This window comes from Duganella caerulea (assembly GCF_040362985.1).
In the GTDB taxonomy this organism is placed as follows: domain Bacteria; phylum Pseudomonadota; class Gammaproteobacteria; order Burkholderiales; family Burkholderiaceae_D; genus Rugamonas; species Rugamonas vulcania.
This window is the reverse complement of the sequence record NZ_BPWJ01000008.1, coordinates 377,813-390,513: the sequence shown is the minus strand read 5'-3', so window position 1 is coordinate 390,513 and position 12,701 is coordinate 377,813. Positions and strand designations below refer to the sequence as shown.

Annotated in this window: 9 protein-coding genes and 1 rRNA gene; 8 read left to right on the top strand and 2 right to left on the bottom strand. The window is 63.1% G+C overall.

What is annotated here, in order from left to right:
* The 3 genes from rrf to ACUJB0_RS24140 form a co-directional block, all read left to right on the top strand.
* Window positions 1–101, top strand: a 5S ribosomal RNA gene (gene rrf / locus ACUJB0_RS24150); the annotation flags it as partial.
* A 183-nt stretch (window positions 102–284) separates the two neighbouring features.
* Window positions 285–1,679, top strand: coding sequence for a L,D-transpeptidase Cds6 family protein (locus ACUJB0_RS24145; RefSeq protein ID WP_444847442.1), 1,395 nt, complete (start codon window positions 285–287; stop codon window positions 1,677–1,679).
* A gap of 68 nt (window positions 1,680–1,747) precedes the next feature.
* Window positions 1,748–2,908, top strand: a complete 1,161-nt coding sequence (locus ACUJB0_RS24140; RefSeq protein ID WP_444847441.1) for a L,D-transpeptidase family protein — start codon at window positions 1,748–1,750, stop codon at window positions 2,906–2,908.
* Between the two features lie 97 nt (window positions 2,909–3,005).
* Here the strand turns inward: ACUJB0_RS24140 and ACUJB0_RS24135 are convergent, their stop codons facing one another.
* Complete coding sequence (locus ACUJB0_RS24135) at window positions 3,006–3,551, bottom strand: acyloxyacyl hydrolase (RefSeq protein ID WP_161096013.1); 546 nt, start codon at window positions 3,549–3,551, stop codon at window positions 3,006–3,008.
* Window positions 3,552–3,665: 114 nt separating this feature from the next.
* On the opposite strand from ACUJB0_RS24135, the gene ACUJB0_RS24130 reads away from it, so the two are divergent.
* Complete coding sequence (locus ACUJB0_RS24130; protein WP_444847440.1) at window positions 3,666–4,562, top strand: NAD(P)-dependent oxidoreductase; 897 nt, start codon at window positions 3,666–3,668, stop codon at window positions 4,560–4,562.
* Here ACUJB0_RS24130 and ACUJB0_RS24125 read toward each other — a convergent pair.
* Window positions 4,559–5,752, bottom strand: coding sequence for a M20 aminoacylase family protein (locus tag ACUJB0_RS24125; RefSeq protein WP_444847439.1), 1,194 nt, complete (start codon window positions 5,750–5,752; stop codon window positions 4,559–4,561). The genes ACUJB0_RS24130 and ACUJB0_RS24125 overlap by 4 nt on opposite strands.
* Before the next feature lie 147 nt (window positions 5,753–5,899).
* Between ACUJB0_RS24125 and ACUJB0_RS24120 the strand changes: the two genes are divergently transcribed.
* The 4 genes from ACUJB0_RS24120 to ACUJB0_RS24105 all read left to right on the top strand — a co-directional run bounded on the left by ACUJB0_RS24120 (window position 5,900) and on the right by ACUJB0_RS24105 (window position 12,670).
* Window positions 5,900–7,978 carry a molybdopterin-containing oxidoreductase family protein gene (locus tag ACUJB0_RS24120; RefSeq protein ID WP_444847438.1) on the top strand — a complete coding sequence of 693 codons (2,079 nt, stop codon included), beginning with the start codon at window positions 5,900–5,902 and terminating at the stop codon, window positions 7,976–7,978.
* 9 nt (window positions 7,979–7,987) lie between these two features.
* The gene (locus tag ACUJB0_RS24115; protein WP_444847437.1) at window positions 7,988–9,115 is read left to right on the top strand and encodes an aminopeptidase; all 1,128 of its coding nucleotides are present in this window, start codon (window positions 7,988–7,990) and stop codon (window positions 9,113–9,115) included.
* 189 nt (window positions 9,116–9,304) lie between these two features.
* On the top strand, window positions 9,305–10,996 hold the full coding sequence (locus ACUJB0_RS24110) for a long-chain-fatty-acid--CoA ligase (protein WP_444847436.1): 1,692 nt from the start codon (window positions 9,305–9,307) through the stop codon (window positions 10,994–10,996).
* 3 nt (window positions 10,997–10,999) lie between these two features.
* Entirely contained in the window at window positions 11,000–12,670 is a 1,671-nt protein-coding gene (locus ACUJB0_RS24105) for a long-chain-fatty-acid--CoA ligase (protein ID WP_161090176.1), read from the top strand.
* Window positions 12,671–12,701 lie beyond the last annotated feature (31 nt).

Genomic DNA, 12,701 nt, shown 5'->3' with positions numbered 1-12,701 from the left:
AGCAAGTTGGTCCCACCCCTTCCCATCCCGAACAGGACCGTGAAACAACTCTGCGCCGATGATAGTGCTGCAACCAGTGTGAAAGTAGGTTATCGTCAGGCTAGTTATATAAAGAACCCCACCCGGTGATCCAGGTGGGGTTTTTTGCTTTCGGCGGCGATTTTTTGTCGTAAAAAGAGGCATATAAGATACAAGCTAGATTTTGATCTGAAGAAACGAAAGGTGTACCATGTACTCTTCCGTGCTTGCCTTATAACTCAATGAAAAACAAGACAGCCCAATCCATGCTGTACCGTGCTCTGGCGTCCGCCGGCATCGTGGCAACCATCTTCGCGACTGCGCCAGCGAGCGCCGACGAGATGGCCGACGTCAGCAAATTGGCCAAGGCTGGCAAGATTGTCGAAGCACTCAACAAGACCAACGAGTACCTGAGCAAACACCCGTCCGATCCGCAGATGCGCTTCATGAAGGGCGTGCTGCTGACGGAACAAAACAAGTCGGAGGAGGCCATCGCCGTCTTCACCAAGTTGACCGAGGATTACAAAGATCTGCCGGAGCCATACAACAACCTGGCCGTGCTGTATGCGGCCAGCGGGCAGTATGACAAGGCGCGGGTGGCGCTGGAAAAGGCGATACGCACCAATCCAAGCTATATGACGGCCTATGAAAACCTGGGCGATGTCTATGGCAAGATGGCCAGCCAGGCTTATGACAAGGCGCTGGCGTTGGGCGCTAACAATGCGCCGCCGGCCAAGTCCAAGTTGACACTGTTGCGCAATTTCTCCAGCAGCACGGGCGCCAAGTTCGCCGCGCCCGAGACCGCAGCGCCGGCGCCAGTTCCTGCTCCGGTGCCGCAGGTGGCCCAGGCGGCGACCGCACCGCGTACGCCAGCCAATGCGGCGCCGCCGCTGATCTCGCAGATTCCTGCCGATGCCGGCAAGTCGACCACGCTGCAGCGCATACCGGCCTTGTCCGTCACGCCGCCGGCACCGGCCGTCAAAGTGGCCGCCGCGACGGTGCCGACGCCCGTAGCGGCCCCGGCCAGACTGCCGGCACCGGCACCGGCACCGGCACCAGCACCAGCACCGGCACTGGCCAAATCGCCCGCGCCGGTGCCAATGCCAACGCCAGCGCCAACCGTCGCACCCGCCAAGCCTGCCGCACCAGTCCCGGCGCCAGTGCTGGCCAAGGTCGAACCGCCGAAGCCGACACCTGTCCCTGCGCCGGTCAAAGCCGCGCCGGTAGTGGTCGCCCAAGCCGAACCAGCCAAGCCCGCCAAGGTGGAGCCGCCGAAACCTGCCAAGCACGAGCCGGAAAAAGCCGCGAAGCTGGACACGTCCGATCGCGACGCCGTGCTGGCCCAGGTCCACGGCTGGGCCAAGGCGTGGACCGCGCAGAACGTCGACTCCTACCTCGGCTATTACAGCCAGGAGTTCGAACCGCCCAAAGGCTTGTCGCGCAAGGCATGGGCCGATGAGCGCCGTGCCCGCATTGAAGGCAAGGGCCGCATCCGCGTCGACGTGGGTGCGCCGGAAGTGGTCGTGAACGGCAACACCGCCAAAGTGACCTTCCACCAGACGTATGAATCGGACCGTCTGACGGCCAGAAGCCGAAAGACGCTTGTGCTCGTCAAAAATGGTGGAAAATGGCAGATCAAGCAGGAAGCCTCGGGTAGCTGATGTCACACTTTAGATTTACACAACACTGGCGTGCCAGTGCGTTGCTGTGCGCGGTACTTCTCAGTGTTTTGGGAGGGGAGGTCAGCTACGCCGCAAAAAAGCCGGCGCGGGCACCGGTCGTCCATAAAGCCAATCCCGAAGAGCTGCTGTCCGATATCTACCGCGAGCTGGCCGAGCACAACCTGCGCGTGGCCCAGCAAAAGGCCGATGCGCTGGTGGAGGCCTATCCCAACTTCCGCCTCGGCCACCTGGTCCGCGGCGACATCCTGCTGATGCATACCCGCGCGGTGACCGCGTTAGGCGCCGCCGTGCCGCCTGGCGAGGATTCCAAGCTGGCCGACCTGCGCCGCGAGGCGGCCGTGCGCCTGCAGGCCGAGCCCGGCCGTCCGTCGCCTGCGCTGTTGCCGCGCGCGCTGCTGCAGATGCGCAAGGACCAGCGTCACGCGCTGATCGTCGACGCCAAGCATTCGCGCCTTTACCTGTACGAGAACCGCAACGACCAGATCCGTCTGCTGTCCGACTTCTACGTCAGCCAGGGCAAGCTGGGCATCAACAAGCTCAAGGAAGGCGACATGCGCACGCCGGTCGGCGTGTACTACATCATCGGCCGCCTGCCCGGCATCAAGCTGCCCGACATGTACGGCAAGGGCGCGCTGCCGCTCGACTATCCGAACGACTGGGACAAGGCGCAGGGCCGCAGCGGTTCCGGCATCTGGGTGCACGGCACGCCGCCGGAGACCTTCAGCCGTCCGCCGCTGTCGACCGACGGCTGCGTGGTGGTCAGCAACGACGACCTCAACACGCTGACCCGCACGGTGGAAATCGGCAAGACGCCGATCCTGATCGGCGACCAGGTCGAGTTCGTCAGCAAGGAGCAGATGGAGCGCGACCTGCGTGTCGCCAGCTCGCTGGTGGAATCGTGGCGCCGCGACGTCGAGAACCGCGACGATGCTGGCCTGCGGGCGCTGTATTCGCCGCGCTTCAAATCGGCGGCCGATGAGGATGTGAACACCTGGCTGGACAAGAACCGTTTCCTGCCTGGCGCCAAGAAGATCAGCGTGACTGTGACCGAGCCGAGCTACTTCCGCCAGCCGAGCCAGGAGGAAGTCATCGTCAGCAATTTCACGCAGCAGATCGTGGTGGGCAAGTTCCGCCACGCGGTGCGCAAGAAGCAATACTGGGCCAAGGAAGGCAAAAGCTGGAAGATCGTCGCCGAAACGAACGTATAAGACATTGGGGTCAAGTCTGACATTCGGACACGAGCCCTACCGTAGCACCGCGCTACGGTAGGGCTCGTGTCCGAATGTCAGACTTGACCCCAAATTTTTAGAAGTGGTAGGCCGCTTTGACTTCGAGGAAGTTCACGCCGGTATTGGGCTTTTTGTAGCCGCCGTTCGAGAAATGCTGGATCTTGCCGCCGATTTCCCAGTTGTTGTCGAATACGTAGCCGATGCCGATGTGGTCGCCAAACTGGAAGTGGGTCGACAGGCGGTAGGTGTCGTTGTCGTACAGCTTGGACAGGCGGTGCACGCCGATGCCGCCTTCGTAGTACAGGCCCTTCTTGTTGTCGTTCTCGAAGCGGAAAACTGGCGTGAAGCCCACGTCCCACAGATGCGCGGTGTTGCCCGAAATGTTCTGGTATTGGCTCTCTTTCCAGAAACCGGCGCTGGCTTCCCAGTAGCCGCTCAGGTGCGTGCCGTTCGATTGGAACCAGCGCGCGCTCCAGTCCTTGGCGGCGCTGAAACGCACCATCTGCACCTTGGCGGCGTTGCCGTAGTCGATGGCGACGGAGTCGACCAGTTTGTCATCGGCGTAGGCGCCTTGCATCGCGATCAGGGCGACGGCGGCGGCAATCAATTTTTTAGCGAACATAGTATCCTTGCGTAGTTAGTGCTGTATCTCAATTTATACGGCTGCCAAGATTGTACCGGGGTTCCAGAAAATATTCCGGGGTGGCTGCTTTTTTGATCATCTCAGGAGTTGGAATTGTCTACGCGAATCGCCTTTCTCGGTATTGGCTTGATGGGAGATCCGATGGTGCGCCGCCTGCTGGCGGCCGGCCACAAGGTCACGGTCTGGAACCGCACCTTCGCCAAGGCCGCCGCGCTGGCCGATGCCGGCGCGCACGCGGTGCCCGATCTGTCCGAGGCGGTGCGTGATGCCGGCATCGTCATTTCGATGCTGGAGGCCGGCCCCATCGTTGGCGAGGTGATGCGCGCCGCGCTGCCGGCGCTGGCGCCGCGCGCGCTGTGGGTGGACATGAGCTCGACCCGTCAATCCGAGGCGCAGGAGTTTCACGCGCTGCTGGCCGCGCAGGCACGCCGCTTTGTCGACGCGCCGGTGTCCGGCGGCGTGGGCGGTGCGGCGGCCGGCACCCTGGCCATCATGGCGGGCGGCAATGCGGATGATTTCGCCGAGCTGGAGCCTGTGCTGGCCGTGATGGGCCGGCCGACGCTGGTGGGCCCGGCCGGCAGCGGCCAGGTGGCCAAGCTGTGCAACCAGTTGATCGTCGGCGCTACCATCAACATCGTGGCCGAGGCCTTGTTGCTGGCGCAGGCCGCCGGCGCCGATCCGGCCGCGATGCGGGCGGCGATACGCGGCGGCTTCGCCGAAAGCAAAATCCTCGATGTACATGGCCAGCGCATGCTGGACCGGAACTTTGTCGCGGGCGGACAGGTGAAGACCCAGTTGAAGGATCAGCGCAATATTTTAGCTGCGGCGGAAGCGGCCGGCATCACCTTGCCGGTGACGCAGCTGGTGACCGAACGTTATCAAGCGCTGGTGGAGACTGTCCCGCAGGCCGATCATTCGGCGGCCCTGCTGGGACTGGAGGCCCTGAACCCGGGACAGCGCGTTGGCACCGCCCCGGACAAGCTGGCCTAAGCCACCGGCAAGCTCATCTCCGCCAGCCGCACCCAGAAGCTGGCGCCGATCGGCAGCAGGTTGTCGTTGAAGTCGTAGCTGCCGTTGTGCAGCACGCACGGGCCGAGGCCGTGGCCGCCGTCGCGGTGATCGCCTTCGCCGTTGCCGATGAAGACGTAGCAGCCCGGCTTGGCCTGCAGGAAGAACGCGAAGTCTTCCGCACCCATGGTCGGCTCGACGTTGTCGTCGACCTTGTCCGCGCCCACCACCGACTTCATCACCTCGACCGCGAACTTGGTCTCGGCCGGATGGTTCACCAGCGGCGGATAATTGCGGCGGAACTTGAACTCCACCTCGGCGCCGAACGCGGCCGCCGTATGTTGGGCGATCTCGCCCATGCGCTGCTCGATCATGTCCAGCACCGGCTGGGTGAAGGTGCGCACCGTGCCGACCAGCTCGGCCTCGTCGGGAATCACGTTGGTGGCGCTGCCGGCGTGGATCTGCGTGATCGACAGCACGGCCGTGTCCAGCGGGCTCTTCTGCCGGCTGATGATGGTCTGCCAGCTCTGCGCGATCTGCACCGCCACCATCACCGGGTCGATGCCCTTGTGCGGCTGGGCCGCGTGCGCGCCCTTGCCCTTTACCGTGACGTAAAACTCGTTACTGGAAGCCATCATCGGCCCCTCGACCACGCTCATCGTGCCGGCCGGTGCGCCCGGCCAGTTGTGCATGCCGTAGATCGCGTCCATCGGACACTGCTCGAACAGGCCGTCCTCGATCATGCGGCGCGCGCCGGCGCCGCCTTCCTCTGCCGGCTGGAAAACGAGGTAAACCGTTCCGTCGAAATTGCGGTGCTCGGCCAAGTGCTTGGCCGCGCCCAGCAGCATGGCGGTGTGGCCGTCGTGGCCGCAGGCGTGCATCTTGCCGGGATGGCGCGAGGCGTGCGCGAAGGTATTGACCTCCTGCATCGGCAACGCGTCCATGTCGGCGCGCAGGCCGATGGCGCGCTTGGAACTGCCGTGCTTGATGATGCCGACCACGCCGGTGAGGCCCAGCCCGCGGATCACCGGGATGCCCCATTCGCTCAGCTTGTCGGCGATGATGTCGGAGGTGCGTTGCTCCTCGTAGCACAGCTCGGGATGGGCGTGCAGGTCACGCCGGATTTGCTGTATTTCAGATTGAAATGCAATGATGGGATCAACTAGTTTCATCTGCTTCTCCAAGATCGGGTTCGCCTGCCTTTTGGGTGGCGAGAGCAGCCATTGTAGCCCTTGTCAGGTGAACAAATCCAGAGCGGACGGAATCGTCTCCATTTCGTTTACCATACTGCTTTCCGTCCACGATTTTTGATCCAAGACATGACAACGACACAAGTCCGCGCGGCCTGCCCGCACGATTGCCCCGACACCTGCGCGCTGCTGGTGACGGTGGAGGATGGCGTGGCCACCGCCGTCAAGGGCGACCCCGACCATCCAACCACGGCCGGCGTGCTGTGCACCAAGGTGGCGCGCTACACCGAGCGCACCTACCACGCGGACCGTCTGTTGCATCCGCTGCGCCGCATCGGTAAGAAGGGCGAGGGCAAGTTCGAGCGCATCAGCTGGGACGAGGCGCTCGACACCATCGCCGCCCGGCTTAAGCCGTTGGCCGAGCGCGCGCCGGAAGCCATCCTGCCGTACAGCTATTGCGGCACAATGGGGCTGGTGCAGGGCGAGTCGATGTCGATGCGTTTCTTCAACCGCATCGGCGCCTCGCTGCTGGACCGCACCATCTGCGCGACCGCCGGCGCCACCGGTTACAAGTACACCATCGGCGCCTCGATCGGTATTGACCTTGAACAGTTCCAGAACGCGAAACTGATCGTGATCTGGGGCGGCAATCCGATCGCTTCCAACCTGCACTTTTGGACCCGCGCGCAAGAGGCCAAGCGCAACGGCGCCAAGCTGATCGCCATCGATCCCTACCGTTCGCTGACGGCGGAGAAATGCCACCAGCACATCGCGCTGCTGCCCGGCACCGACGCCGCGCTGGCGCTGGGCCTGATGCACGTGCTGATCGCCGAAGACCTGCTCGACCACGACTACATCGCGCAGCACACGCTGGGCTTCGATCAACTGAAGCAACGCGCCGCCGAGTGGACGCCGGAACGCACCGCCGAAACCTGCGGCATCAGCGTGGCCGAGGTGGTCGACCTGGCGCGGCTGTACGGCGGCATGGCGCGCGCTGGCGAGCCGGTGGCGATCCGCGCCAACTACGGCGTGCAGCGCGTGCGCGGCGGCGGCATGTCGGTGCGCAGCATCGCCTGCTTGCCGGCGCTGGTCGGTGCGTGGCGCCATCCGGCCGGCGGCATCCAGCTGTCGTCCAGCGGCTCGTTCCCGACCAACAAGGCGGCGCTGCAGCGGCCTGACTTGCTGAAGAAGCAGCCGCGCACCATCAACATGACCACCATCGGCGACGACCTGCTGCGCGAGAGCTCGCCGGAGTTCGGGCCGGTGGTGGAGGCGGTGATCGTCTACAACGCCAACCCGCTGGCGATCGCGCCCGATTCGGGCAAGGTGATGGCCGGCTTCGCGCGCGAGGATTTGTTCACCGTGGTGCTGGAGCATTTCCAGACCGATACCGTGGACTATGCCGACATCGTGTTGCCGGCCACCACGCAGCTGGAGCACATCGACACGCACACCGCCTACGGCCACCTGTACATGATGGCCAACAACGCGGCCATCGCGCCGATGGGCGAGGCCAAGGCCAACACCGAAATCTTCCGCCTGCTGGCCGCGCGCATGGGCTTTGACGACCCGTGCTTCCAGGACAGCGACGACCAGCTGGCGGCGATGGCCTTCGACGCGCGGGACGTCCGCGCGGTCGACTTCGATTGGGAATCGCTGAAGCAAAAGGGCTGGCAGAAACTCAACATGCCCGACGCGCCGTTTGCGCACGGCGGCTTCCCCACGCCGTCCGGCAAGTGCGAGTTCTACTCCGCAACGATGGCGGCCGACGGACTCGATCCATTGCCCGCCTACCTGCCGCCGTATGAATCGGTGGCCAGCAACCCGGAGCTGGCCAAGCGCTATCCGCTGGCGATGATTTCTCCGCCGGCGCGCAACTTCCTCAACTCCACTTTCGTCAACGTGAAAAGCCTGCGTTCGGCGGAGGGCGAGCCGCACCTCGACATCCATCCCGACGACAGCGCCGCGCGCGGCATCGCCGACGGCGACATGGTGCGCATCTTCAATGACCGCGGCACCTTCATCGCCAAGGCACGCGTGACGGACAAGGCGCGCGCGGGCCTTGTTGTAGGCTTGTCAGTGTGGTGGAAAAAGCTAGGCAGGGATGGTAAAAACGCCAATGAGGTTACCAGCCAACAGTTAACCGATATGGGCCGCGCACCAACTTTTTACGATACACTGGTACAAGTCGAAAGAGTCGCTGCTTGAAGGTAATGTATGCGCAACTTAGCCCGCCGAATCGTCCGCGCCAGATACTGGCTGGCGGCGGGCTGCGCAGCACTTATGCTGGCTGGCTGCGCGCAACTCAAGTACTACATGCAAGCCGCCCAAGGCCAGTATGCGTTGTGGTCGGATGCCCGTCCGATTGAAGACTGGCTGGGCGATCCGTCCACCGATCCCCAGCTCAAGGCCCGCCTGGAAAAAGCGTTGTTGATACGCCGCTTCGCCGTCAAGGAACTGGGCCTGCCCGACAACGCCAGCTACAAAAACTACGCCGCGCTCACGCGTCCCTTCGTGCTGTGGAATGTGGTGGCGACGCCGGAACTCTCGTTGCGGCCGATCCAGTGGTGCTTCCCGATCGCCGGCTGCGTCAGCTATCGTGGCTACTACAGCAAGGAAGACGCGATGGTCTACGCCGACGAGCTGCGCAAGGAGGGCAACGACGTGCAGGTCGGCGGCGTGCCGGCCTATTCCACGCTGGGCTGGTTCAGCGATCCGCTGCTGTCGACCTTCATCAACTATTCCGACGCCGAGCTGGCGCGCATGGTGTTCCACGAGCTGGCGCACCAGGTGGTGTACGTGCAAGGCGATTCCCAGTTCAACGAAGGCTTCGCGACGGCGGTGGAGGAGGCCGGCGTGGCGCGCTGGCTGGAGCTGTACGGCACCGATCCGATGCGCGAGGCCTACACCCGCTACAACGCGCGCCGCCAGGATTTCCTGGAACTGTTGGTACGCCACCGCAAAATGCTGGCCGACACCTACGCCAGCAAAACCAGCACCCGCCACAAGCGCGCGGAGAAGGCGCGCATCTTCGCCCACCTGAAAAGCGACTACCAGAAGTTGAAGGACAGCTGGGGCGGCTACGCCGGCTACGACCGCTGGTTTGCCGAGCCGCTGACCAACGCCCACCTCAGCGCTGTGGGAACTTACCACGATTATCTGCCCGCCTTCCGTTCTTTGCTGAAGCAGGAACGAACGTTCGTGCGTTTTTATGCTGCAGTGCAAAAATTAGCTTCTCTTGATCTAGTTCAACGCCAGCAGCAGTTGCAGCAACTGGGTCGCCCGGTATTGCTCAACGCGGAGGCCACCCAGCAGCCGGATGCCACACCGCAAGGCACACATTGATGCTGCAATGCAGCATAAAAAGCCGTTAGAAGCTGCATTCAAATATGGTTAAATGCGCTTGCGTCCGAGCTTGCTGCCCGATAGCATCGTGATAAGTAGGCTCTCGAAGTTCGCATAGACGAATGACCGACCCTGAACCGGCACTGTGCGCCGGACCTTACAACGATAATTCGAGACACGAGGCACAGGATGGAAAAAATCTGGTTGAAGTCGTACCCGCCCGGCATGCTGACGGAGATAGACACGACTCAGTATCGCTCGCTGGTCCAGCTGCTGGAAGAGTCCTTCCACAAGTTCGCAGACCGCAACGCCTACGTCTGCATGGATAAATTCCTCACCTATGCCGAAGTCGACGCCTACTCCAAGCGTCTGGGCGCCTGGCTGCAAAGCCGCGGCATGAAGAAGGGCGCGCGCGTCGGCGTGATGATGCCGAACGTGCTGCAATATCCGATCGCCATCGCCGCCATCCTGCGCGCCGGCTACACCGTGGTCAACATCAACCCGCTGTACACGCCGCGCGAACTGGAGCACCAGCTCAATGACTCGGGCTGCGAAGCCATCCTGATCCTGGAAAATTTCGCGACCACGCTGGAGCAGGTGCTGGGCCGCACGCAAGTCAAGCACATCGTGGTGGCCAGCATGGGCGAGATGCTCGGCGGCCTCAAGGGCGCACTGGTCAATTTCGTGGTGCGCAGCGTCAAGAAGATGGTGCCGCCGTTCTCGCTGCCGAACGCGGTGCGCTTCAAGGATGCGCTGTCGCAGGGCGGCCGCATGAAGCTCACGCCGGTGTCGCTGGAACCCACCGATCCGGCCTTCCTGCAGTACACGGGCGGCACCACCGGCGTCTCCAAGGGCGCGACGCTGACGCACCGCAACCTGGTCGCCAACCTGCTGCAGAACGAGGCCTGGTCCAAGCCGGCGCTGGGCAATGTGACCGAGCAGATCACCATCGTCTGCGCGCTGCCGCTGTACCATATCTTCGCGCTGACCTGCTGCGCGATGTGGGGCACGCGGGTGGGCGCGCTGAACATCCTGATTCCGAATCCGCGCGACATCGGCGGCTTCATCAAGGAGCTGAGCAAGTACAAGTTCAACATGCTGCCGGCCGTGAACACGCTGTACAACGCGCTGCTGAATCACCCGTCGTTCGGCAACCTGGACTTCTCGGGCCTGAAGATCTGCAACGGCGGCGGCATGGCGGTGCAGCAGGCCGTCAACGACAATTGGCTGAAGGTGACGGGCGTGTCCATCATCGAAGGCTATGGCCTGTCTGAAACGTCGCCGGTGGCTACCTGCAACCGCGCCGACAGTTCGGCCTTCACCGGCACCATCGGTTTGCCGGTGCCGTCGACCGAAATCGCTATCCTCGATGACGACGGCAACGAAGTGGCGCTGGGCCAGCCGGGCGAGATCGCTATCCGCGGCCCGCAGGTGATGGCCGGCTACTGGAACCGTCCTGATGAAACCGCCAAGGTCATGACGGCCGACGGCTATTTCAAATCCGGAGACGTCGGCGTGATGGACGAGAACGGCTTCGTGAAGATCGTCGACCGCAAGAAGGACATGATCCTGGTGTCCGGCTTCAACGTCTACCCGAACGAGCTGGAGGGCGTGATCGCCGCGCATCCGGGCGTGCTGGAATGCGCCTGCATCGGCGTGCCGGACGAGCACTCGGGCGAGGCGGTCAAGATCTTCGTGGTGCGCAGGGATCCGAACCTCACGGTCGATCAGTTGATGGCCTATTGCAAAGAACAATTTACCGGCTATAAAAAGCCAAAATATATCGAGTTCCGCGAGGAGCTGCCCAAAACCAACGTCGGGAAAATCCTGCGGCGCATGCTGCGCGACGAACCACCCGGCCAGAACAAGAAAGCTGCATAAGACATGGAAAAGATTTGGCTCAAGTCCTACCCCGAAGGCGTGCCCGCCGAGATCGACAGCACGCAGTACCGCTCGGTCACGCACCTGCTGGAGGAATCGTTCCGCAAGTATGCCGACCGCAACGCCTACGTCTGCATGGACAAGTTCCTCACCTACGGCGAGCTGGACAAGCTGTCGCTGCAAATGGGCGCCTGGCTGCAAAGCAAGGGCCTGAAGCCGGGCGCGCGCGTGGCGATCATGCTGCCGAACGTGCTGCAGTATCCGGTGGCAATGGCCGCCATCCTGCGCGCCGGCTACACGGTGGTCAACGTCAACCCGCTGTACACGCCGCGCGAGCTGCAGCACCAGCTGACGGACTCCGGTTCGGAAGCGATCATCGTGCTGGAGAACTTCGCCACCACGGTAGAGCAGGTGCTGGCGCACACGCAGGTCAAGCACGTGATCGTCGCCACCATGGGCGACATGCTGGGCACGCTGAAGGGCGCGCTGGTCAACTTCGTGGTCCGCAACGTCAAGAAGATGGTCCCGTCGTATTCGCTGCCGAGCTCGGTCTCGTTCAAGCAGGTGCTGGCCGAGGGCTCGCGCCTGGCGCTGGATCCGGTCAAGCAGGGCCATGACGACATCGCCTTCCTGCAATACACCGGCGGCACCACCGGCGTCTCCAAGGGCGCCGTGCTGCTGCACCGTAACATCATCGCCAACGTGCTGCAGAACGAAGCCTGGCTGCAGTTCAAGCCGCAGGCCGAGCAGCTGGTGTTCGTGTGCGCGCTGCCGCTGTACCACATCTACTCGCTGACCATCAGCGCCTTCATGGGCATGCGCATGGGCGGCCTGAACCTGCTGGTACCGAACCCGCGCGACATTCCCGGCTTCGTCAAGGAGCTGGCCAAGTACCGCGTGGCTGTCTTCCCTGCGGTGAACACGCTGTACAACGCGCTGCTCAACAACGCCGACTTCGCCAAGCTGGACTTCTCCTCGTACTCGGTCTGCAACGGCGGCGGCATGGCCGTGCAACAAGCCGTGGCCGACCGCTGGCTCAAGCTGACCGGCACGCCGATCATCGAAGGCTACGGCATGTCGGAAACCTCGCCGGTGGCCACCGCCAACCGCGTGGACATCAAGGAATTCACCGGCACCATCGGCCTGCCGATTCCGTCGACCGAAGTGTGCATCCTGGACGACGACGGCAACGTGCTGCCGCTGGGCGGCACGGGCGAGATCGCCATCCGCGGCCCGCAGGTGATGGCCGGCTACTGGAACCGTCCGGACGAAACCGCCAAGTCGATGACGCCCGACGGCTTCTTCAAGACCGGCGACGTCGGCATCATGAACGAGCAGGGCTTCACGCGCATCGTCGACCGCAAGAAGGACATGATCATCGTGTCCGGCTTCAACGTGTATCCGAACGAAGTGGAAGGCGTGGTCGCCTCGCATCCGGGCGTGCTGGAAGTGGCGTGCATCGGCGTGCCGGACAAGAACTCCGGCGAGGCCGTCAAACTGTTCGTGGTGCGCAAGGATCCGAACCTGACCGCCGAGCAACTGCTGGACTTCTGCAAGCACGAGCTGACCGCGTACAAAAAGCCGAAGTACATCGAGTTCCGTGATGAGCTGCCGAAGACCAACGTCGGCAAGATCCTGCGGCGTCAGCTGCGCGACGAAAAAGTCGCAGCGTAACAAAAAAATCGCCTGTTTGAGACAGGCGATT